Annotated in this window: 16 protein-coding genes; 12 read left to right on the top strand and 4 right to left on the bottom strand. The window is 36.6% G+C overall.

What is annotated here, in order from left to right; genetic code table 11:
* Window positions 1-15: 15 nt before the first annotated feature.
* Complete coding sequence (locus VCM44_RS09745; protein WP_115363892.1) at window positions 16-855, bottom strand: hypothetical protein; 840 nt, start codon at window positions 853-855, stop codon at window positions 16-18.
* Window positions 856-1,284: 429 nt separating this feature from the next.
* Window positions 1,285-1,971, bottom strand: a complete 687-nt coding sequence (locus VCM44_RS09740; protein WP_115363890.1) for a M14 family murein peptide amidase A — start codon at window positions 1,969-1,971, stop codon at window positions 1,285-1,287.
* A 239-nt stretch (window positions 1,972-2,210) separates the two neighbouring features.
* Here VCM44_RS09740 and VCM44_RS09735 point away from each other — a divergent pair, with 239 nt between their 5' ends.
* The 3 genes from VCM44_RS09735 to VCM44_RS09725 all read left to right on the top strand — a co-directional run bounded on the left by VCM44_RS09735 (window position 2,211) and on the right by VCM44_RS09725 (window position 3,774).
* Entirely contained in the window at window positions 2,211-2,690 is a 480-nt protein-coding gene (locus tag VCM44_RS09735; protein ID WP_115363977.1) for a ribonuclease H family protein, read from the top strand.
* Window positions 2,691-2,781: 91 nt separating this feature from the next.
* Window positions 2,782-3,468, top strand: a complete 687-nt coding sequence (locus tag VCM44_RS09730) for an FKBP-type peptidyl-prolyl cis-trans isomerase (RefSeq protein ID WP_115363888.1) — start codon at window positions 2,782-2,784, stop codon at window positions 3,466-3,468.
* A 144-nt stretch (window positions 3,469-3,612) separates the two neighbouring features.
* Window positions 3,613-3,774 carry a hypothetical protein gene (locus VCM44_RS09725; protein WP_158536930.1) on the top strand — a complete coding sequence of 54 codons (162 nt, stop codon included), beginning with the start codon at window positions 3,613-3,615 and terminating at the stop codon, window positions 3,772-3,774.
* Window positions 3,775-3,779: 5 nt separating this feature from the next.
* On the opposite strand, the gene VCM44_RS09720 is transcribed toward VCM44_RS09725, so the two are convergent.
* On the bottom strand, window positions 3,780-4,730 hold the full coding sequence (locus VCM44_RS09720; RefSeq protein WP_133296995.1) for a hypothetical protein: 951 nt from the start codon (window positions 4,728-4,730) through the stop codon (window positions 3,780-3,782).
* A 158-nt stretch (window positions 4,731-4,888) separates the two neighbouring features.
* Between VCM44_RS09720 and VCM44_RS09715 the strand changes: the two genes are divergently transcribed.
* The 8 genes from VCM44_RS09715 to VCM44_RS09680 all read left to right on the top strand — a co-directional run bounded on the left by VCM44_RS09715 (window position 4,889) and on the right by VCM44_RS09680 (window position 19,301).
* Complete coding sequence (locus VCM44_RS09715) at window positions 4,889-7,765, top strand: tail fiber domain-containing protein (RefSeq protein WP_334678688.1); 2,877 nt, start codon at window positions 4,889-4,891, stop codon at window positions 7,763-7,765.
* Window positions 7,766-7,943: 178 nt separating this feature from the next.
* Window positions 7,944-12,521 (top strand): hypothetical protein, encoded by a 4,578-nt coding sequence (locus tag VCM44_RS09710; RefSeq protein WP_334678687.1) that lies wholly within the window; start codon window positions 7,944-7,946, stop codon window positions 12,519-12,521.
* A gap of 47 nt (window positions 12,522-12,568) precedes the next feature.
* On the top strand, window positions 12,569-13,435 hold the full coding sequence (locus tag VCM44_RS09705; RefSeq protein WP_115363880.1) for a ParA family protein: 867 nt from the start codon (window positions 12,569-12,571) through the stop codon (window positions 13,433-13,435).
* Window positions 13,436-13,480: 45 nt separating this feature from the next.
* Window positions 13,481-13,732, top strand: coding sequence for a hypothetical protein (locus tag VCM44_RS09700; RefSeq protein ID WP_115363878.1), 252 nt, complete (start codon window positions 13,481-13,483; stop codon window positions 13,730-13,732).
* 52 nt (window positions 13,733-13,784) lie between these two features.
* Window positions 13,785-14,216 carry a SufE family protein gene (locus VCM44_RS09695; protein WP_115363876.1) on the top strand — a complete coding sequence of 144 codons (432 nt, stop codon included), beginning with the start codon at window positions 13,785-13,787 and terminating at the stop codon, window positions 14,214-14,216.
* Window positions 14,217-14,219: 3 nt separating this feature from the next.
* Entirely contained in the window at window positions 14,220-15,209 is a 990-nt protein-coding gene (gene hemB / locus VCM44_RS09690; protein WP_115363874.1) for a porphobilinogen synthase, read from the top strand.
* Window positions 15,210-15,588: 379 nt separating this feature from the next.
* Window positions 15,589-16,992, top strand: coding sequence for a TonB-dependent receptor (locus VCM44_RS09685; protein ID WP_115363872.1), 1,404 nt, complete (start codon window positions 15,589-15,591; stop codon window positions 16,990-16,992).
* 2 nt (window positions 16,993-16,994) lie between these two features.
* On the top strand, window positions 16,995-19,301 hold the full coding sequence (locus tag VCM44_RS09680; protein ID WP_334678686.1) for a penicillin acylase family protein: 2,307 nt from the start codon (window positions 16,995-16,997) through the stop codon (window positions 19,299-19,301).
* A gap of 2 nt (window positions 19,302-19,303) precedes the next feature.
* On the opposite strand, the gene VCM44_RS09675 is transcribed toward VCM44_RS09680, so the two are convergent.
* Window positions 19,304-20,908, bottom strand: a complete 1,605-nt coding sequence (locus VCM44_RS09675) for a mechanosensitive ion channel family protein (protein WP_334678685.1) — start codon at window positions 20,906-20,908, stop codon at window positions 19,304-19,306.
* Window positions 20,909-21,153: 245 nt separating this feature from the next.
* Here VCM44_RS09675 and VCM44_RS09670 point away from each other — a divergent pair, with 245 nt between their 5' ends.
* Complete coding sequence (locus VCM44_RS09670) at window positions 21,154-23,520, top strand: ATP-dependent Clp protease ATP-binding subunit (protein WP_334678684.1); 2,367 nt, start codon at window positions 21,154-21,156, stop codon at window positions 23,518-23,520.
* Window positions 23,521-23,553 lie beyond the last annotated feature (33 nt).

The following is a 23,553-nucleotide window of genomic DNA, read 5'->3' as shown; positions in this document are numbered from 1 at the left end:
GTGTATTTCTTTCTTCTATATTTTTATTGTTAGTGTTGCGTATACTGATGACTCTCTTTCATCAAATAGGTCGATCTCAACATCTTTCCCATCTGGTGAAAGAGGAGTTCCTCCGAACTCATGCCCAACTTCTAAGTTATAAGTAGGCGAGAAGCTATATCCCATTGATTGTGAAAATGAATAGAGGTCTTTTGTATTATTTTCGTAAGTCCAACCCTTGGCATATGTTCCACCAAGACTTAAGTAAAACGAGTCAGTAAATGAATATGTTAAGTACGCAATCGAAGACACAGAATATGAAGTATTCGATGTACCATAAAGTGATGTCTTATACTCGTGAAAGTTCTTTGAAGCAGCTAAGATCAAAAGTGCTGATAAGTTTTTTACTCTCGTCACACTGTCTGAGATTGAAAGGCCTTCACTTATTGAAAGCTTTGTTCTTAGGTTAGTTGCTCTTCTTGAAACCTTACTTGTTGGTATACCTGCTGAGATACTTCCAAATGAAACAACTCCTTCAAATGGTCTTGCAGCTTTTCTTGAATATGAGAAAGATGAATCATTGATATTTGATTTTCTTTCATCAACAAAGCTCTTACTCATTGATGTTTTAAATGTAAAGCTTCCAATATCTGTTGCGTAACTAAAGCGAAATGAATTAGTCATACCACTTGTATGGTCCGCTTCTGATGTCTTTAGAAGGTCACGATAAACTGTTGAGTCTATTCTAGCTGTCCAACTTTTGGCCGTATTAGGTCCTTTTTTGACACTTTCGATGCTACCGGTACTACTTTGCGCCACCGCTGATGTTGCAACTGCCGATAGTAAAATTAATGACATACACTTATTTAGTGTCACTTTGGCTCCTTTTCTTCGTCCTGAAAATGAATTAAGTCCAATACTTGATGCAATTACTATGCCATTCGTTCAAGTAAGAACTGGTTCGACCATTTATGCAATATTATCGAAATGAGGCTTAAATAGGGGCTTTTTGGAAAAACTACATGCATTGTGAAAAAATTGATCACAAAATATGCTAAATAATAATTGTAAGTAGTTGATAAAAGGGAGGCCGAAGAATTACGGCCTCCGTTACACCTAGGCCCAAAATAAGAGAGAGGGATTATGAGGGATATATGGGCCTAAATGAGACTAAACCAAAATAAACACGGATTAATGCTGTGCATTGTCTCTGTATTCTGAGTATGTCTTATTAACGGAGTCGCCGCCATCGAAATTGACTTAAGATTGTTTAAGGAAGCTTAAGAAATGGTAAAGAGTAAATATTTAGAGGAAGCGCTTAAGAATAGGCTCTTCTAAAATTGCTTTAAAACCCTTTTCATTTTCTTGCCATACTTCTTCTACAGTTATTCCTGTATCCACAGTAGGACATTCAAATGTAAGAACAGGAGCTTTTAGATCGATGCTTCCATATGTCCCAAGAGATCCTGGAGTCGGATATCCAATATCATCTGCTATAGGGTATTCATTATGCTTGGCCAAGAGCTCGGCCACATCTTTACAATCACCATTATAGTTAATAATTGGCTTCCAAGAGTGGATGGAAAGAATAAATGCAGGTGGGTATTCTTTAAACAGTTTATCTAAATACTGATTTTCAGGCTCACTAAGTGGTGCCTTGCCTGGATTATACTTATCTTGTTCAAAATTAGGGTCCCAACTTGCCGTCGGAAGGTTTCGATTTAGATCGACACCATTAGCATTGACTCTAGTACCAGCTTGAACTCCGTCAACGTTAACAATTGGAATAACCACAAGCGGTAAGTCTATGGCCTCTTCACTCTGTTCTTTAAGCCATGAATATAATTCTTTTAGGCAGTGTACGCCTTCAATTTCATCACCGTGTACGCCGGCCATAAGATAAATATAGCGATCACTATCTATTTCGTTACGAAATGCAGTGATTTCTTGATTATTAACTGATTTTCCAGACTCGAGCTTCGTAAATTTCATAAAGAAATTGTGGTGGAAGTTTTCTTTTTTGTAAATGAAGTTTTATACTTAGGGCCTTAAAAGGATATGGAAAAGAAAATATGAAGAAAAATGCAATTATAAAGACACTCGATTATTTAGAAAATGTTCTAGACACACAAGAAGATCATGATGCAATCGCCCAATTAAGAGAGAGCGTAGATTTACTAGAGGAAGTTGACACTGGAGTTTCAAGTGATCCTAGCGGCTTTAGCGTACCTATGGAAGCGGTTGGAGCCTACACTGTCTATAGTGATGGAGGATGTCGTGGAAATCCAGGTCCAGGTGCTTGGGGAGCAATGGGGCAAAGACCAGATGGCGTTGTCTTTTTTGAAAGTTCTGGATTTGAATTTCAAACGACTAATAATCGAATGGAGCTTACAGGCGCCATTGAATCACTAAAGGCCCTTGCTAATGAGCTTGAGGAAGAAGGCCTAGATCTATCACACGCTGCATTTCTTTACAGTGATTCAAAATATGTTGTTGATGGTATTTCAAAGTGGGTACCAGGTTGGAAGTCTCGCGGTTGGAAAAAAGCCGACAAGAAAACTCCAGAAAATATAGAATTATGGCAAAGTTTTGATGAAATAGCGGGGAAGTTTTCTAATCTCCAATTTCGTTGGGTAAAAGGGCATAGTGGCCATCCTCAAAATGAGCATTGTGACCTATTGGCAAATAAGGCAATGGATGAAAATATTTAAGGCTTGAAAACCAGACTAAAGCAATTTAACCTATTTATATTATTAGTTAAATATTAATGGAATCTTCAAAGAATTATACAAAGGATGTTAAATGAAGAAATTATTAACAACGCTGGCAATTGCGCCAATTCTCCTTATTTCATGTAGTAAAAATACTGAAGTTAAACCAGAAACTGAAAATGACAAAATCTTCTATTCAGTTGGACATGTTTATGGACAAAGGTTTAAGGACTTTAAACTTACTGACAAAGAAATTGCTAACCTTGTTCAAGGTGTACGCGATGGTATTTCACAAAAGAAGACAGATGTTGATACTAGAACATTTGCATTCAAATTTAGAGATATCGTAAACAAGAGAATGAGTGAAGTTTCTCAAGGTGAGAAAGAAGCTGGAGCAAAGTACTTAGAAGAGTTCGTTGCAAAAGAAGGTGCTAAGAAGACTGAATCAGGTCTTGCTTATAAGATCATTGAAGCTGGTTCTAGCAAGAAAGCTAAGCCAACTGATACAGTTAAAGTTCACTATAAAGGTACTTTAAGAGATGGTACTGAATTTGATTCTTCATATAAGAGAAATAAGCCAATTGAATTCCCACTTAACCGTGTTATCAAAGGTTGGACAGAAGGGATGCAATTAATTGGTGAAGGTGGAAAAATCAAGCTAGTTATTCCATCTGAGCTTGCTTATGGTGACCAAGGTGCACCTCCTTCAATTCCAGGTGGAGCAACTCTTACTTTTGAAGTTGAGCTTATTGAAGTAAAAGGTCCAGCTAAGAAGTAATAAATACTTAAAATTTGAAATAAATTAGGCCCTCTGAAAATGAGGGCCTTTTTTATTTTTACGAATGTGACAAGACGTGTTTTATATGTTTATCTATATTTATTGATCTTATAAATAATGAATATTTCCTAGAAGGGGATTTAGATGAAACTACTTATTGCTACAGTTTTAATTGTTACTTCAATTTCTCATTCAGCTATGGCCGCAGATAAAGTAAGCGCAAAGAAGTCATTTATCGAATATATTATGGAGATGATCATTAAACCTTCAATTCCTCACGATGGTGAAGGTGACTCTAAGAAATAATCCTTTTAAAAAGCATAACCTACGCTTAGTCCTAACATTGTTAGGTCTGTGGACTGCTCAAAGCCGTCAGCGTAAGCTTCGTTTGCTTGGATTGCATCAAAGTTTAACTTGAAAATTAAGGACTGGCTTGTTGAGACCTTGTATTCTAGGCCAAGACCAACTGAAGGAAGAACTAAGGCCGTTCCTGTCCTTGCTGTATTTTGGATAAGAGTTTCTGAGCGGCCAAAGCCAGCACTAAGTTGAACAAAGTAACTAAATCGGTAACTCCAATCATTTGAAAAGTTTATTTTTAAACCTGCAGTGGCAAGCATCCTTCTTGTTTCTTGCTCTACATTTGGATTTAGTAGGGTTAGAAGATCCACGTCATACCTTGCACCAAGAATTGTTTGAAACATTTGGTTAATTGGAATGGCGTAGTTAAGTCGAAAGCTGTCGCTAACTCTAGTTCCATCATTATTTGAACTATCTGTCGTCGATTCACTTAGGCCTTGGTATTTGGCATAGAATAATTCAAATCGATTATCGTATTTTTGATATTGTCTTTCTTTTAAAGAAGCTTCTTCTTTTGCCAGCATCTGTTGGTACTTTTTATCTCCCATAATTTTTGGGATCTCTAACCACACTCTTTCAGGAGAGTAGTTAACAGTGATGATTTGGCCTTTTTCAAATGGAACTTTAATTTTGTTATCATTTACAATCCATTGTGAGTATTCACTTGAAATGGAGATCGCTCTTGCTGTAAATGAGATATTTCGACTTGAAAAAAGAGAGTTTTGTCCTTTTACAATATTGTCTTGTCTACCTTTTCGAATAACAAATGATAGGCCATCGTTTGCGACATTTTGAACAACGACGAGATTTGTGTTGAGTTTACTTTCAGCTTTTGCACTACCGATGAGTCCAAGAGTGAGGGTAATGGCAAGGATGGTTTGCAATATTCTACTATGAGCGTTCATATTAATATTTTATTACTAAAGCCAACTTTAAGAAATCATTGAAAAATACTCCTTTATTCTATTGTTATCCGAGATAATTGATACAGTAATATTAATTATTTAGAATAAGATTTAACTTTGAATATTAATCTCCGATATGAAATTAGGGATTTATATATATGAAAGTAAACCATTTAGTATTTCTATTCATGATTATGTCGCTTATTGCTTGTGTTCCTACGACAAACACAGGGCGTAGTGACGTTAATTCATCAGATACGACTGATATTTCAAAAAGGCATCAGGTGTCTTTAATAGAGGTATCAAATAATGAAATGACAATTAATGGTACTAATTTATCGACAGTAACTTCAGTTAAGTCAAAATATGGCCCTCAAGTTATCAATTTTAATATTTTATCTAAATCAAATAATACACTTCGATTATCGGTACCAAATGGAATGAAGCTTTTAAGTGGCTTCATTTATGACTTAGTGATAACTGATGCTTTTGGACAATCGACAACGAGTATTAGTTTTGATGTTCAAAATGATTCAATTTCTACAAGTAAAATTCAAGACGGAAGTATAACAAATTCTAAATTAAGCTCGCTTGGTGCTTCTTCAGCTGGCCAGGTCCTTCAATATGATGGAACTTCTTGGGTTGCTGTTAATTATACGGGAGGTAGTAATTACCTTGGCCGTATTGAAGTTGATCCAGGTGGAGGTATTACTCAACCATCAATCAGTGGATTAAATAATGGTGACTTCTATGTCGTCAATGATGCTGCACCAGTAACAGGTGATCTTAATGGTGATGGAAATATTGAAACCTATACAGCAGGTGATATTATTCGTTTTAATTCCATTACTGGAAAGTGGGATCTTCAATCAGGAAGTGGTTCATATGTTGGGCCATGGAGTGTCAGTGGATCAGATATTCTTCGCACTGGTACTGGACAAGTAACGATCTCGGAGAATCCGGTAGCAGGTCCTGCAAAATTTAATTTAGGCCGTGCAACAGTAAACCCTGCAACAGCAGAAGATAGTATTCTATTTAATATTGGTGGTGATGTTCCTTTTGGAATTACATCTAATTGGTCAAGAGCAATGTCTTTTGGTTTAAGACAGGAACAGAATGCTACGATGGGAATTTTTAGTACGACAAATACTAATCAAGACCAAGCAGAGTATTTCTTCATTGATGTTGATCGTCAGGGGAGTCTAGATCCAGACTTCTGGAATAATGCAGAACTCTATATTTCAATGGATGGAGAAGTTGGTATCGGATCAACTCCTTCTGGTTCATATACTTTTGAAACTTATGGTAATGGCCGTTTTTCAACGAATCTTGATGTTGATGGCACTATCACTGCAGCAGCTCTTATAGGTGATGGTTCAGGTATAACAAATGTAAATGCAACTAATATGACAAATACTGGAACGACGACTATCCGTGGTGGTGGAAGCGGTACAGGAGATGTGGCATTTCAATCTGTAACTTCTGATTATGTAATCTATGATGAGAATGGTTACTTATCATTTGGCCATAGTGCAAATTCTGGTGATTACACTGCAACAGCACAACTTGATGTAAGAAGTAATGCTGCAGATGCTGTTGGACAATTTTATTCTTATGGTGGAAATCAATCTTCAATCAATCTTGCAAGTTCGAGAGGAACAACGACAGCAGCAGCAAATACTGGCTCTGGTGATGTTCTTGGACAATTCAACTTTGGTGGAGATGTCGGTACAGGTATTGCTAATAGTGCTTCAATTAGAGCAACTGCAACTGAAGGCTTTTCAGCAACAAACCTTGGTACTCAATTAAGTTTTTCTACAACTGCAAATACAACATCGACTCTACAAGAAAATATGCTTCTCACTCATGATGGTAGACTTCTTGTTGGAAACTCTGCAATTGCTGATGGGTCGACAAATGCACTAGTTGTAGGCGGTGATACACAAATAAATAATAATTTAACAGTAGCTGGTACATCTAGTTTTGCAAATGTTTCAATGACTGGTAGCTTAACTCAAGCTGGAACGTCAGTTTTTAATAATACTATTGATGTGAATGCCGTTGCTACAGTTGATTCTCTTGTTTCTGAGGGAGGAATCACTAATACAGGTCTTTTAGATAATAATGGTAATGCTGATATTAGTGGAACACTACTTGTTTCAGGACTTGCTTCTCTTACTGGAGGGGCCACTGTTTCAGGTGGAAGCCTTACTGCAGATACAATTACTGTCAACAGTATCACTGGTTCAAGTACAGCGACTTTTGGAGTCTTAACTGCAAGTGATCGCGTTGTTGCAACAGGTGCATCAAATGAAGTTGTTTTTAAAGGTGGAACAGATGATAACTTTGAAATTCTAGTTGATGATTCAACTGGAATTCACCTCGGTAATATTAATACTGGAGGAAGTGTAACTTCAGCTCTACCGATATCTTTTTATACGGATGACGCAGAAAGAATGAAAATTATGGGCACTGGTAACGTGGGGATAGGTTCAGCTGCTCCAACTGAAAGACTTCATGTTGTTGGAAACTTAAGAGTTGAAGGCTCAACTGATTGTACTCTTGGTGGCGGAGCTGGTGCAACAAATTGTACTTCAGATAAAAGATTAAAAGATAATGTCGTCAATATTGATAATGCCTTAGATAAAATTAAAGCCTTAAATGGAGTTGAATTTGATTGGAATGAAAAGTCTGTTTCTCCTGGCAAGCATTCTATTGGTGTTATCGCTCAAGATGTACAAAGACAATTTCCTACGGCCGTTATTGAAAATAGTGAAGGATGGCTGGCCGTGGATTATGCTGTTTTAGTTTCTCCATTAATTGAAGCGGTAAAAGAGTTGGATAAGAATCTTGATATGTATAAAACGATGAGTGAAGGAATGAGTGAAAGTGTAATTGAAAACACTCGTCAAATTGCTTCATTAAAAGAAGATAATGAGGTCCTAAAAAATCAAGTTAAAGAGCTTAAAGATGAGAATAAGCAGATGAAAAAGGCCCTTTGTAGCCTAAATTCGAACTTTGAGTTCTGTCAGTAGTTGAGCGTTTCGCCAGAGTATCTGGGCGATTTGCCTTAATCGTGTCTATGTAAGTATCTGAAAAAACGATCTTTTCTGTTCTGAAGAGGAAATCTTCTATAATACTGAAATAACGTAAGTCTTTCTTTAAAGTAAAGAATTTAAATGGCGATAAGTTATTGGGATATTTGGGAAAGATATGAATCGAATTTTAATCTTAACATTATTTATTGTGGGACTAATTTCTTGTACTCCGCAGATGAATTCACTAAAGCAGGCAAACTGTAATGATGGCCATTACTTTGATGAAGTTCGCCGCACGTGTGTTCTTGATGTTTCTCCCAAAGCTCCAGTAGTAACGACTAATGCTCTTACAATAGTTGAAAACACTGTTAAAACTAGTTATCAAGTTGAATATACCGATCAAAATAATGGTGTGCCAACTTCGTGTACAGTTGTTGATAGTGGAACAGGGCTTAATCAAAGCTTAACAGTAGGCTCTGTTACTATTGAAAAAGTTAATACTTGGCAAAACTCTATAAATTACCCAACTTTATTTTTTGAAATTGTCGATAATCCTTCAATTATCTCTGGTGGGGAAACAGCTTCAATTATTGGTAATACAATCACTGTTGAAATTGATTCTGGTTTTTCAACATCACTTCAAATTACAAATGCAATTAACTCAGATCCAACTGTAGGAGCAATTTTAAATGCTTCAGTTACAGGTGCAAATACTCCTGAGTCAGTTACTCCTGGATTAAAAACACTAGGAGCAACATGTGCATGTGCAAGTGGTACTTGTACTGTTGATATTGAACCATCTAGAAATACAAATGGTTCAACTTTTGTTGATCTCTACTTATCAGATGATGATGGTGATAGTGCGACTTCTCGTATTTATATTGATGTAACAAACGTTGATCAAGCACCACGAATCACTTCAACAAGAACTGCTACAGTAAACGAAGATGACGTTATTAGTTTTGAATTTGACAGCGAAGTAAATGAAAATCCATTAACAGGGTATTTTGATTACGATGGAGACTTTGCAACATTTTGTAGTGCAACTTCAATACACGCAAGCGTTCAAAACTCAAATGTCACATGTACATGTTCACTAGGTAAGTGTACGTTAAATATTGTAACGGATAAGGATTACTTTAATACAGTTGCAGAAGACTTAGTTGAATATCAAATTTATGCTAATGGGCAATATTCAAATACAGGTGTTGCTAGTGCTTTAATAAATGCTGTTGACGATGATCCTGTTCCGGGAAGCTCTCTTGTTATAACTGTTGATGAGGATGACTCTGGATTGCCTTCATCGACGACGACAGCTTATTTTTCTTTTCCAACTGCAAGTGATGATGGTCATGGTGGATTCTTATCTTCTGATTTAAGATATCGTCTTAAGAATCTTGCAGCATTCCCTGATATTCAAAGCTCTAATTGTGATTCACCAGCGGCCGTAGATGATAGCTTCTTATGTAATATTGTTTTTGATGGTGATGCTAACGGTACATTCTCTGTAGAGTATGAGATTGCTGATGGCCTACCAACTTTTCATTCTACAGGCTATATTACTATTGTAATTAATGCTAAAAATGACCCTCCAGTAATTTCTAGTAGTACATTTACTCATACAATGGATGAGTCAACGGATTGGAATGCTGTTTCTGAAACAATTAATCTTGGAACAGTTTCTGATGTTGATAATTCTCTTACAGGTCTACAAGTTTACTTCTTAGACGGAGCTACACGTGTTAACACAATGGCCGGTAATTCTAGTGTCACAGGAAGTGAGGGAACAATTAGTGATTGTGCAATTGATACAAGTGGTGACATTACTTGTTTATATACAACAATTAATGGAAATAGTGCCAATAGTGTTATTGGAACACCTGATAATTTTCAATTTGTCGTAAGAGATACTGCAAGTGCAGAATCGACTATATCTACTCTGGATGTAACTGTTACTGAAACTTCTGATGCTCCAGTTATCTGTCAGTACTCTCAATATAATAGGAGAGAAGGACGCACTGAATGTGGAGTTAACGATTGTATTGGGGAGGGTGCACCAAGTTTTAATCCTACATCTCACACGACTTCAAATCCTGTAATTTACTATGATCGCACAAATAGTCTTTGTTATGAGTCATCAAATACGGCGTCATGGGAAATTGCGACAAATAATGGAAACCAAAATGCAAGCTACATTGGTGATGTTGTCATTGGTGAAAAAGAAAATGTAATAATTGATAATGTCATTGTGAGTGAAGGTGGATCTATTGCAAATGAGTCCGCTCAAGATATTGTTGTTGAAAATATTACTTCTACAAATAGTGTTCTAATTAATCCTGCAAATATTTACTTCTTAAAAGATGTAAACTTAGATGGGAATTACAATGATATCTCTGTTAATGGACCAAGTGGTGGAATTATTAATAGTGGTGCTTCTGCTAACGAAAAATTAAGAATTAAAATGATTCCTACTTCTTCTCAATTTGGAGAGTCGACGATTTCGTTTGATATTGTGGACAATGGAACAGGTACTCCACGTACAACAATAAGCTTTAATGTAAGAGTTGAGCCTCAGACAATTACACACAATGGTTGGGCCAATATTAAATCGATTGGAACAAAAGTTAATCATTATGGAGTTCGAGTTGAAGATAGCTTTACATGCTCTCACTCATTAACGAAGTGCCAAAGCGGTCAGGAGTGTTATGGTGCATCTGATCCAAGTGGTTTAGTTACACCTGATGTAGCCGGAGCAGTTTATCGTACATCTTCAAACCAGTGTTATTATTCAACAGGTACAACACCTTCTGACTGGGTTTTAATTTCTAAGCAAGTAGCTTGTAATATTAGTGAAGTTAATCGCCAATATACAACTAGTGGAATCCTAGATGATCCAACAACAACTTGTGACGATCTAGGAAGTGGAAGTTGTATTGGTGATGTAACATATGATGACACAGCAACAGGTTCTGTAAGTGTTGTTTTTAATTCTCAAACGGAAACTCTTGTTGCAAGTGAAAATAAAGGTAAGTTCCTATTTAACACAGCATATGAGCCAACAACTGGAACAGATTGTTTTTATTCTGATGGTTCTGATTGGATTCCTTATCACGGAACATCAAAAGTAACTCTGGAATGGGAAGACTTTACAGTAAACACTTCTGGGGCAATCCAAGGTTATAATGTTTATCGCAAGCAAGCTGGAATGGTGAATAGCTTTAATTATAATAAGCCAATTAATCGCAACTTAATTACATCTTCAACGACTTATGTTGATAATGGTCAAAACTCACGTCTTGCACCAGTACCAAATCATACATATATCTATGAAGTTAGACCGGTACTTAGTTATACAAATCAATTAGGTGCAACAGAAGAATTAGAAATTACAACAAATAATAAAGTTGCAAAGGTGAGAGTTATTGCACCTGCTGAAAATTATGCATTTGTTCACCGTTGGATGGTTAATAAGAAAGCTTGTACAATGATGCATTCGACACCATTTATAGATAGTGACTATATTTGTGAATATGCAGGTCTTGGTGATGAAAATAATGCAACGCTTGGATATACAGTATATGACTTTGGGAAAGATTTAATCGTTCCTCGTTTTGAAATGGGGTGCCCATATACAAAAACTGGTTGTAGCACATCGGATGGACAATGTGTTGGTCAGTCCGCTGTCGGTGTTTCTGCTGCTAATGTAGGTGATATCTTTTATGAGCGAAACTCTGGCCTATGTAAGGTAAATGATGGTGGTTCAACTTGGTTAGATTATACAGGCCAAGCTCTCGATAGCGCTATTGCTTCTCAGTCATATCTACCTCCTCTTACAAATGTCGATATGGACGAAGCGGCAGCTGCATGTACGGCCATGACAAATACACACGCAATTACAGGTTATAATCTTGGAACGACTTTCAAACTGCCAACACGTGATGAGCAAATCGCTTATTCGGCCTGGGATGTAAGAAATATCTCTGATTCTTCAATTGAAGAAATTGAAAGAGGTCTTTCTTTAAATTCATCAAGTAAGTGTAATTCTTCTCTAGCAAGTGGGCTTGATAGCTCTTATATGGATATTGATAACCTCAGTTCATCAGATGTTCACTCGATACCTGGAACTTATTCTTCTGGAATTCGCTCCCTGTATACAGGATCATCTTTTACTGAAACTTGTACTTCAATGTTTGGTATTCAGGACGCTGTTGGAAATATTGCAGAGATTTCTAGTACAGATTATACATTTAATGCTGCAAACTTTACGTATGACTTTGCCAGTATTTTATCTGTTGATACTGATCTTTATGGATCAGGTAGTGCAAATTATGTAATGGATAATACGATAGGGCCATGTGAAGATAGTGACGCATCTCTTCCTTGTGAGGGAGAGCTGGATAATTTCTTATTTGAAGACCAGTCATACTATAGTTCTCGCTATTTTAATTACGTCTTTGGTATGCCTATTACGACTTCTGCCTATGGAAATGCCACGGCCGATTCTCTTTTAGAGAAGTACACTCTTCGTATTGGTTCAAGTGCTGGACTTACTAACTCACAGCTCCATGATGATGGCTTCTTCAATGAATACACAAATGTTACAACAGGAGCAATGGTAAGTGGTGGTGATTACACTCGTCTTAACGCAAGTGGTGTCTACACAGTCGAGCTTTATCCTGATGAAACAAGAACGTCACGTGTCGGCCTTCGCTGTGTTGTTGAAATTGACCCTGATCAGTATGTCTCTGAATAAAATTATGTTATACTTTCCAAGAATTTTACATTCATATTGGGGGAAGTATGTTCTTTGGGCGAAATAAGCAAAAACTTGATGATAAGGGTAAAGGGAAGGTCATATCTTTTCTAAACCAAAAAGGTGGCGTCGGAAAGACGACGATGTGTTTTAACACGGCCTATGCTTTAGCTCAAAAGGGTCATAAAGTTCTTGTCGTGGATATGGATCCTCAGGCCAATATGTCCTATCTTTTTGGAAGAGAAGAAAATGAGAAAAGTATCTTTAATCTTCTTTTGAATACAGTTAAAGAATTGAAACAGATGCATACAAGTGTAATTTTTGAAAATGTCGTTTACAAGACTGAAGCGGGAGTCGATCTTCTTCCTTCGGCCCAAGAGCTTTCTGGTTTTGAACTCTGTGTTGCTTCAGTTAACTCCCCAAGACAAACTATTCTAAAAAAATATATTGAACAGGCCGGACTTAGAAAACGATATGATTATATTCTTGTGGATTGCCCTCCAACTCTGGGACTTCTCGTGGTTAATAGTATCTGCTCAAGCGATGGCGTGATTGTTCCATTTAGACCTGATGATTTTTCAATGAAGGGCCTAGAGCATTTTTATCGCATGCTTGGGGATATCGAGGATATGGAATTAGTAGAACTTCCTGAAATTATCACTCATATACCAAATCTTATGGACTCAAGACGCAAGCAAGAGGAGAGTGATCTACACGAGATTAAGGAACTTATTCGTAAAGTTACTGGTAACGATAAGTATATTGCTCCATTCTTTAATAAGGCCCAAATCGTAAAGTCACAGGCCGCTAAGAAGTCTATTTATGATTATAATTCCAAGGAATATCGCCCGCTTCATGAACAATTTAATAAAATCGCAAATTTAATTGATTCGTGGAATGAAGCGAGTTTATAGTCTATATGATAAGATTAAAGAAGAATGATGAATTAAGGAGTTTACGTGGCATCAATTAAGAATCCTCTCTATGTAGTAACAAATGAAGGTAAAGACGTGGAAGGTGTGGCCAATTATATTGAACTTGTTATCAAAAAGCTTGGTTTAGAGCCTTATCTAGACTTATTGGAGTCTATGATTGCAATGATTACCAATCAGGTTGGTAATTATGGATTCTTTATCGCACTACAAAATCTTGTGGATCATATTGCTGAGCAAATCGAAAAAATGCTGGAGTTTGCTTCACGCATCATCTAAATAGTGCTAAACTCCTGCCATATTAAAAGACCCTTAAGGTAAGGAGCCTATTGTGCAAATTCAAGAAAGAGTTGATGCTCTTGTGGAAGAGTTTAATAAATTCAATGATTGGGAAGACCGCTACATGCATATTATTTCCATGGGAAAGAAAATGCCTGCACTGCCTGAAGAATTATATAAAGAAGAATATAAGGTTAAGGGATGTCAGTCTCAAGTATGGCTTATCCCTGAGCTAAAAGATGGTAAGGTTATTTTCCAAGCAGATAGCGATGCGGCCATTGTTAAAGGTATTGTTTCAATCCTTATTGGGATTTACTCAGATGCTACTCCTGATGAGATCCTTGCTACGAAACCAGACTTTCTCGATACGATCGGCTTAAGACAGCACTTATCAATGTCACGTGCTAACGGCCTATCAAGTATGATTAAGCAAATTTCCATGTATGCTCTCGCATATAAAACTAAGTTACAAATGGGATTATAATATATGTATTTAAATAATATTAGACCTCGTCGTAATCGCAAAAACCACGCAATGAGATCTCTTATGCGTGAAACGATCTTAACAGTTGATGATTTAATCATGCCTCTTTTTATTGTAGAGGGTAAGGATCAGATCATTCCTGTTGATTCTATGCCAGGAATTAGTCGTTTTAGTCGCGACTTAATTGTAAAAGAGGTCAAAGAGCTATGGAATCTTGGTGTTAAGTGCGTCTCATTATTTCCGGCCCTAGATGATTCAATCAAGGATCGTCTTGCTACTGAATCAAAGAACCCTAATGGACTTCTTCAAAAGACAATTAAAGATATAAAAGATGCATGTCCAGATATGCTAATTATGACAGATGTTGCGATGGATCCGTATTCTAGCGATGGCCATGATGGTATTGTTTGTGAAAAAACTGGCGAAATCTTAAATGATGAGACCTTAGATATTCTCTCTGCTATGGCACTATCTCAGGCCCAGGCCGGAAGTGATATTATTGGCCCAAGTGATATGATGGATGGAAGAGTTGGACATATTCGTGAAACGCTAGATAGTGAAGGCTTTCATAAAACTCAAATCATGTCTTATACGGCCAAGTATGCTTCGGCATTCTATGGACCTTTTAGGGATGCTCTTGATAGCGCACCTAAGGCCGGTGATAAGAAAACTTATCAAATGGACCCTGCTAATCTTACTGAAGCTCTACGAGAGATTGAACTTGATGAGGCAGAGGGTGCAGATATTCTTATGGTGAAACCAGGAATAAGCTACCTTGATGTTATTGCAAAAATGAAAGAGAGAACGAATCTTCCAGTTGCTGCTTATAATGTTTCTGGCGAGTATGCCATGGTTAAGGCCGCAGCTGAAAAAGGCTGGATAGATGGCGAAGCTGTAAGTCTTGAAATGCTAACAAGCTTCAAGCGTGCAGGTTGTGACATGATTTTGACTTATTTTGCAAAAGAGTGTGCGATTAATTTTGCTAAGAATTAATGACAAGAATTAATTTTTTGATTTAATAGGGATGTAGGCCTTTGCTCTTTTTTCGCGGGCCTGCTTCTCTTTGACTGAAGCAATTCCTACTAAAATACCGACAATAATTACTGGAATCCACATATAGTTCCATCTCCTTTCTTAAGGATATTGTATCATCCTTTCATTGTTCATATCGACAAATCCATGTCAATTTTTAGCAAGGTTGCCAAATAACGGGAATTACTGGCCAATTCCAACGCATTTTATTGCTTTTAGGATAAATTATTTTGTCACAATTGCTGATTTCTTGTGTCCTAACTTTGCCATTTGAAGTTTTAAACTGGTATTATATGAGTAAGATTTCAATTATTTAAGCCAAGTTTAAGGAAGATTACACATGGATTTTTGCCAGATTCTATCAGCAAAACAAAAAGCACTACAAATTAACCTCGACAACTCTGTCTATGGAAGCTTTGCCGAAATTGGGGCAGGTCAGGAAGTGGCCAGAGAGTTCTTTAGAGCAGGTGGAGCTGCTGGTACTGTTGCAAAGACAATGTCGGCCTATGATATGCAGATCTCTGATTCAATTTATGGGATTGAAGAGACAAAGCGTTATGTTTCATTAGGTCGTTTGAATAAAATGCTTGAGACTGAATTTTCAAAAACATATGATCGTCTAAAGGACTCACGCGATGACTCAACTAAGTTCTTTTGCTTTGCCGATACAGTGGCCGCAAAGAGCTATTCTGGCAAAGGTGAATGTCATGGCTGGTTAGGTGTTCGTTTTCAACACGCTCCAGGAGCACAGCCTTCTGACCTTATTCTTCACGTTAAAATGTTAGATCAAGAAAACCTACAGCAACAAGAGGCCGTTGGTTTCTTAGGTGTGAATATGATTCACAGCTGTTTCTATAATTCAAATGATACATCAAGACTCGTTTCATCTCTTATGGATAACCTTTCTACAAGTCGTTTGTTGATTGATATGATTGATGTACGTGGCCCTGCATTTGAAGGCCTTGATCCAAGAATACTTTCTCTTGAACTTGTAAAAAGAAAATTCACATCTGCAGTTATGTTTGATGAGAATGGAAGTGTTGTTCAAATTAAGGATTATCTCTATCGAAAGCCTCTAGTGGTTCTTAGAGGATCTTTTAGGCCACCGACAAAAGGAAATTTAGATGCCCTTAAAGTTGGTCGTGAACATTTGTGTACTACTGAAAAATGTGAAAACGTTGTGACGTTATCTGAGATTTCGATGTCAAAGCTTTTATCTCGAAGCTCTGCAATCGATAATGCAGACTTCTTAGCAAGAGTTGATCTACTTACAAAACTTAAGCAAAAAGTTCTTATTACTAATTTCGCATCATACTTTGAACTTAATCAATTTCTACAACCAATTTCTAAAAGCCAAATTGCGTTTATTACAAATACATATAACTTAAATGAAATTCTAAATATCAAGCACTATGAAGATACTTCATATGGGATCTTAGGTGGCCTTGGTGAGTTATTTGGCCTTAATACTAAATTATTTCTATATCCATGTGCCGATGATAATGATGCAAATAATCGTCTAGGCTTCTCTGATGTTAAATACGATCCAACTCTTGAGTATCTTGTTAAGTACCTAAGAGATAATGGACTCATCGTTGATTTAGAGGGATTTGATTTCAAATCATCAGGTATTTGGTCTCGTACAGTTATTGAAATGATTCAAAAAGATCAAAAAGGCTGGGAAGATAAGCTTCCAAAAGTCGTTGCTGATCACGTTAAAGAGAAAAAACTTTTTAAGAGTTAACTATGAAAAAAATTATCTTATCACTACTTGGGGCCGTATTCTTATTAATAACTACTGTATACTTCCTCTTGTTAGGCTCATTTCCAGTTATGGAAGGAAGTTTAAAAATTGGTGATATCGATAATGAAGTTCAAATCTATCGTGACCACGAAGGTGTTGTTCATATCGATGCTAAAACAAGACATGATATGAATTATGCACTTGGCTTTTCAATGGCAAGTGATAGAGCTTTTCAATACGAGCTAATTGCTCGCGCAGGACAAGGACGACTTTCTGAAATTCTTGGGCCTGACTTAGTTGCTGCTGATAAATTATTTAGAACTCTCAATTCAAGCTATATACGCAATGATATTCTTACAAATCTTGATCCTGTCGTTCGCAAAGATCTCAAATCATTTATCGCTGGTTATAATTATTACTTAGAAAACAGCATTCGACCGATTGAATATTTTATACTTGGAATCAAGCCTAAGAAAATTAATCTAGAAGATATCTATGGTGTCTTTGTCTATTTAAATTATAGCTTTTCTCCATTTATGAGAAATGAGATTGCTTATCAACAAATCATGGCCGACGTAAAACACCGTGATTTAAAATATCTCTTTGCAAATAATGAAGTTGATTTATCTCATCGTCTTCGTCGTGTCGTAGAAGCTCAATTTATTGACTACGATGATCTTCTTGAAGGGATTGGTACTTTCTCAGGCTCTAATGCATGGGCCATAAGCGGGGATAAAACTCGATCAGGTAAGCCAATTTTAGCAAGTGATCCACATATTAAATTTTCAGCACCTAATATATGGTATGAGGCCAATATTAAAAATGAAGAAGAAGGTTTTCATATGTATGGCCATTTTCTTCCAATGATTCCTTTCCCTGGAATGGGACATAATCGTAATCACGGTTGGGGATTAACAATTAGCTATACAGATGATGTGGATCTTTATCAATTAGACGACGATTTTGATATTGTTCGTGTTGAAAATTCTGTCATAAAAGTAAAAGGTTCGACTCCTATTAACTTTAACCTTAAGTGGTCTGAAAAAGGCCCTATTGTTGATGAAATTGTAAAAACAGTAAATAAGGATTCAAAGAATATAGCAGCACACTTTAGTTTTTTTCAACTAGGTAATAAGCCAATTGAAGGCTTCTATGGGCTAGGCCGCGCTAAAAGTTTTGAAGAGATAAAAAAAGCAACAAGTATTGTTAAGTCTCCTGGGCTTAATATTGTATATGCTGATGCCAAGGGAAATGTAGCTCGTTTAGTTATGGGTGATAGCTATAATAGATCTCATCCTTATGAGTCTGATCTTGTACAAAGTGCTGATCGTAAGATCTTAGGAGCTTATGATTTCGATGATAAGCCTCATGAGATAAACCCGGAGAATGGTTTTGTGGTCTCGGCCAATGATGCTCCAAAAACGATGAAGGAAGGGATTTATCATCGTGGTGGCTGGCATTCTGATAATCGCTACAACACAATTCTCGAATCTCTTAAGTTACGTAAGAATTGGGATATCGACTCTCAGAAGATGGTACAAACAGCTAGCTTTAGTAGTCATAATGCAACTCTTTTAAAACTTATAGGAAATGCCGCTAAGAATTCTAAATTATCGCAATATGAAAGTAAGGCACTTGAGACACTTCTTTCGTGGAAAGGTCATTCACGTAAGGATCAAGTTGGGCCAACGATCTTTCATGAAATGAATATCAGAATAAGAAAACTTCTAATGGATGAAATGGGCGATAATTATCTGAATTATTGTAAGGCCATTAATTCTTGGACTTATTATTACAGATTGCTAGAAAGGCCTGATGACTTTTGGTGGGATATTGAAAAAACAGCACCAATTGAAGGCCGTGACGATATTTTGATGATGGCATTTAAGTCAACGGTATCTTACCTTAAAGGATTACTTGGTGATGATATTAGTACATGGCGATGGGGCCGTGTTCACAAACTTAAATTCGTTCATCCGTTTGAAAAGAATAAATTCTTAGCAAAGATTTTTTCTCATGGGCCGTATGAAGCAAATGGCTCAATCAATAGTATTAACCATATCAGGCGTGTAAAATGTAATAAGGGCCACACTCCAGTGACTGGGCCAAGTACGAGACGCCTTGTTGATTTTGCTAATGTTGATCTTTCATATGGCATCTTACCTCTTGGTAATTCTGGACATATGTTATCGCCATACTATGACAACCAAAGAGAAAGATTTTTTAATGATGAATATCGTTATCAGATTTTCAACTTTGATTTAGTTAAGAAATCTGGCCCTAAGGTTTTAACCCTAAGGCCAATATAGAATTACTTTAAACGATCAATAGATGAACGATTTGGTGCGTGCCAACGCTCATTTTCAAGTGACTTAGCAACTTGTTTCGACATCTCAAAGTTAACATCTTCAGGTGAATAAGTAACACCTGGATCTTTTTGTACATGTAGAGTTTGAGTAGGGAAGGCAAAGTTAATACCGTGCTTTCTTGCAACTTTTAAAATATCTAATAGAAATTTATGTTTTTCATGTAATTCGTCATCCCATGATGGAACTTCCCAGAACATATAAACAAGAATATTAAGAGAGCTTGCACCCATTCCATTAAAATATACTTGAAAGTTATCCTTACGTGTAAATGGATGAGCGATGATGATTTGTCTTATACTCTCACAAAAGTTTTCAATTTTTTCTGGTGGAGTAGCATAATCAATACCTAAGTTTGTATTAAATCTACGATAGCGACGTCTTCCAAGGTTATCGATATTTGCATTGATAAGAGTACCATTTGGAACAGATAAAACTGAATTATAAAATGTTCTAATACGAGTTGATCTCATTCCAACTTCTTCTACAATCCCTTCAATATCATCATTGATCTTAACCCAGTCACCAATAGTAAATGGATTATCAAATAATACTGTGAATGAACCAAAGAGATTTGAAATTGTATCCTTTGCTGCAAGAGCAAAAGCAATACCACCAATTCCCATACCTGCTAGGATGGATTTCATATCCAGCTCTAGTGCATCACCAATGAAAATGATACCAACAGCAAAAATAAAGAATCTTGCAGTTTTTCTTACAAGGGGAACAATAATATCATCGAATTTATTCTCAGTATCACGGGCCTTATCTTCTAGGTAGAGACAAATGACCGTTAGTAGCTCGTTTAAGATCATAATCATCGCGACAGCAAAAATGATGTCACAGGCTTTTATGATAAGAACAAGAGCGTCAGTCGGTAAATCAATCCATGTACATAATGTTTTAAAAATATAAACAAAGGTAACAATTCCAAAAGGTGCAGTCAGTCGGTTTTGTTGTTTTTCAGTAAAGCTTATATTTCTCTTTTTTAGGATTGAAATTGCTTTAACTGCAATATAGTGACGTACAATACGGTCAAAAACAAAGCTTATAAGAGTAATTATAATTAATAGAATCCAATGGATATTTAAAAGAAGAAATCTTTGATGAAATGTCCATGGAGGAAGATACTCTTTAAGTCGATCTTTTATGGACTTACTGTAAACAACGTCTTTGGCCGTTTGTTTTCCTCTAAGTGATAAGTCGTAGTGATATAGTGATTTCGTTGTTTCTTCAGTAAAGAGCCAAACAATTTTCTCATCTCTTTCAAATTTTTGTAAAGAAATTTCGACTTGATGATCATCACCATCAACATGGACCTTAGATTTGCGGTAGTACCAAATATCTGTATTAGGCTTCTTAGGGATTTTCTTTACATCGATATATTCAATACGATCAAGAACCGTTATCAACGTTTGAGCATAGTCTTTAAGTTTAACTTCTCTAACTGATTCCGGAAGATAACTACCATCAAAAGTCTTTATGGCATATTCTAGTCCAAGGTTGTTTCCTAGTTTATAGGCCTTCATATTCTTGAGATAGTAATTCATTGTCGCTCTAGGTGTACTTAAGTCGAGAGGGACGATTTCATTTGCAAGCACTTGAACTTTGCAAATAGTTAAAAGTATAAGGAAAAATTGGATAAAAGTTTTATACATAAACACTCTTTTTATTACGAAAAAAAATTAATTGGTTACCTTGACAATTATAAATGAGCTCCCATCTTATTTATAGAAGGGGAAAAATACCTCATAATTTTAGGTGTTTATGCCCAAAATTTACGCGGAGGATTTTTATGAATAAGTACGATTCAATCGTTGCAGGAAGTTTGGACATTGCCCAAACTCTTCTTATGGAAAAGAAGAATACTCAACTATCCGAATGGCACCTTGCCTATGGACTAGTGAAGAATCCATCTTCTTTCTCTTCAAGATCTCTTAAGAATAAACTGAAAGAGATTAAGACAGAAGTTGATCGCCTTCCTCAGGCATCAAGTGAAGTGGCACTTGATAATATAAGACCGACTGCTGGACTCAGTAAGTGGTTAACTCTTGCATCTTCTAATGCAATACAGAGTGGACGCCAGGAAATTTCAGAGACAGATTTACTAAAGAATATCATTACGATTCTTCCAAGCTTGAATATTGATCCTACAATTTTCTCTCAAAACTTTGATGGTGATGAGGAAGATGAAGTGCCATCATTCTTAACAAATCTTAATGAAATGGCACAAGAAGGTAAGCTTGATCCAGTTATTGGCCGCTCAAAAGAAATTCGTGCGGTAATGGAGATCCTAGGAAGACGTGGAAAGAATAACCCTGTTCTTGTAGGGCCTGCCGGTGTTGGTAAGACTGCAATTGTTGAAGGTCTTGCTGAGATGATTGTTAAAGGCAAGGTTGCAGATGTATTAGAAGGAAAGACTGTTTATGCTCTTGATATGGGAGCTCTAATGGCCGGAACTAAGTTTCGCGGAGAGTTTGAAGAGCGACTACAAAAGCTTTTAAAATATATTAAAAAGAATGCAGCCACTTCGATTCTCTTTATCGATGAGATCCATCAACTTGTTGGTGCAGGTAAAACTGATGGTGCAATGGATGCGGCCAACCTTCTGAAGCCGGCCCTTGCTAGAGGGGAGCTAAATTGTATTGGTGCTACAACTGATGAAGAATATCAGAAATATATCTTAGGTGATAGTGCTCTTGAGAGAAGATTTAGAGCTGTACCGGTTAATGAGCCATCAAAAGAAGATGCCATTGAAATTTTAATGGGGATACGCGATAAGCTTGAAATTCACCATGGTATTAAAATTTCTGATGAGGCCATCTTTAATTCAGTGATACTCTCTGATCAGTATATAACTGATAAGAATTTACCGGATAAGGCCATCGACCTTGTGGATGAAGCTGCAAGTGCGCTAAAGCTTTCAGCTGAGGCCATGCCTGCTAAGTTAGTAGAGCTAGAGGCAGAGATACGCTCTAAGAAAGTAAATGCTCAAATTGATAAGGAAAATGAAAAACTAAGCTCTGAAATAAAAGAGCTTGAAGATAAGTTCAATGAACAAAAAGCAAAATGGGAAGATGAAGTTCTCTCTCTTAAAAGAGTCTCTGAACTTAAGAATCAGTGTGACCGTTTAACTTTTGAACTTGAAGCAGCAGAAAGAAATCAAGACTATGAAAAAGCTAGTGAGATTAAGTATTCAAGACTACCTGAGATTGAAAAAGAACTAGAGTCTTGTCATCATGACTGGATTCTTGCAACTAAAGATATTGCAATGGTTATCTCAAGACAAAAGGGAATTCCTGTTGAGAAGATCTTAAAGTCGAGACAATCTCAAATTCTTCAACTTGAAGGATTTTTAAAGTCACGTGTTTTTGGACAAGATGAAGCATTACAAGAAATTGCTGATACTGTCATTACTTCTCATGCTGGACTAACAGACCCATCTCGTCCATTAGGCTCATTCTTGTTAAAAGGTCCAAGTGGTGTTGGGAAAACTGAAACAGCAAAAGCATTGTGTGAATTCTTATTTGATACACAAGATAACTTAATTCGCTTTGATTTATCAGAATATAGTGAAAAACACTCTGTTAGTAAGCTTATAGGTGCCGCTCCTGGTTACGTCGGCTACGAAGAGGGTGGTGTTTTAACTGAAGCTATCAGACGCCACCCTTACTCTGTTATCCTTTTTGATGAAATCGAGAAGGCCCATCGTGACTTTGGAGATATTCTACTCCAAATCCTTGATGACGGGAGGCTAACTGATAATAAAGGAAGAACGATTGATTTTAAAAACACAATTATTCTTCTAACAACAAATGCTAAGAATGTTGAACATGCATTTAAGCCAGAAGTTTTAGGCCGTCTTGATGCAGTCTTAGACTATAATCCGCTTGATCGCTCAATTATGAATTCACTAATTGATAAGCAGATCAAAGAATTAAACTCGAGACTTCTTGCACGTAAACTGAAGGTTAATATCTCTGATAGTGTAAGAGCGAGATTAAACGAGCAAGGTTATAGTGAAGATTACGGTGCAAGGCCACTTGCCTCAACTTTTAATCGACTTGTAACTAGACCGCTGTCAAAAGAGATTATGTCTCATGACTTAGAATCTAAAGATTTAAATATTGATTATAAAGATTCTGAAATAACGATTAGGTAAATGTTGAGGTACGTCGATACTTTTGGTCAAAGG

It is taken from the genome of Halobacteriovorax sp. DPLXC-1 (genome assembly GCF_036903125.1).
In the GTDB taxonomy this organism is placed as follows: Bacteria; Bdellovibrionota; Bacteriovoracia; order Bacteriovoracales; family Bacteriovoracaceae; genus Halobacteriovorax_A; species Halobacteriovorax_A vibrionivorans.
The sequence above is the reverse complement of the archived record's forward strand: the minus strand, read 5'-3'. Positions and strand labels throughout refer to the sequence as shown.

What these genes read in the sequence shown, in the direction of transcription:
- VCM44_RS09740 (WP_115363890.1), bottom strand. Translation starts at nt 1,971, where the DNA reads ATGAAATTTACGAAGCTCGAGTCTGGAAAATCAGTTAATAATCAAGAA.
- VCM44_RS09735 (WP_115363977.1), top strand. Translation starts at nt 2,211, where the DNA reads ATGGAAGCGGTTGGAGCCTACACTGTCTATAGTGATGGAGGATGTCGT.
- VCM44_RS09730 (WP_115363888.1), top strand. Translation starts at nt 2,782, where the DNA reads ATGAAGAAATTATTAACAACGCTGGCAATTGCGCCAATTCTCCTTATT.
- VCM44_RS09725 (WP_158536930.1), top strand. Translation starts at nt 3,613, where the DNA reads ATGAAACTACTTATTGCTACAGTTTTAATTGTTACTTCAATTTCTCAT.
- VCM44_RS09720 (WP_133296995.1), bottom strand. Translation starts at nt 4,730, where the DNA reads ATGAACGCTCATAGTAGAATATTGCAAACCATCCTTGCCATTACCCTC.
- VCM44_RS09715 (WP_334678688.1), top strand. Translation starts at nt 4,889, where the DNA reads ATGAAAGTAAACCATTTAGTATTTCTATTCATGATTATGTCGCTTATT.
- VCM44_RS09710 (WP_334678687.1), top strand. Translation starts at nt 7,944, where the DNA reads ATGAATCGAATTTTAATCTTAACATTATTTATTGTGGGACTAATTTCT.
- VCM44_RS09705 (WP_115363880.1), top strand. Translation starts at nt 12,569, where the DNA reads ATGTTCTTTGGGCGAAATAAGCAAAAACTTGATGATAAGGGTAAAGGG.
- hemB (WP_115363874.1), top strand. Translation starts at nt 14,220, where the DNA reads ATGTATTTAAATAATATTAGACCTCGTCGTAATCGCAAAAACCACGCA.
- VCM44_RS09685 (WP_115363872.1), top strand. Translation starts at nt 15,589, where the DNA reads ATGGATTTTTGCCAGATTCTATCAGCAAAACAAAAAGCACTACAAATT.
- VCM44_RS09680 (WP_334678686.1), top strand. Translation starts at nt 16,995, where the DNA reads ATGAAAAAAATTATCTTATCACTACTTGGGGCCGTATTCTTATTAATA.
- VCM44_RS09675 (WP_334678685.1), bottom strand. Translation starts at nt 20,908, where the DNA reads ATGAATTACTATCTCAAGAATATGAAGGCCTATAAACTAGGAAACAAC.
- VCM44_RS09670 (WP_334678684.1), top strand. Translation starts at nt 21,154, where the DNA reads ATGAATAAGTACGATTCAATCGTTGCAGGAAGTTTGGACATTGCCCAA.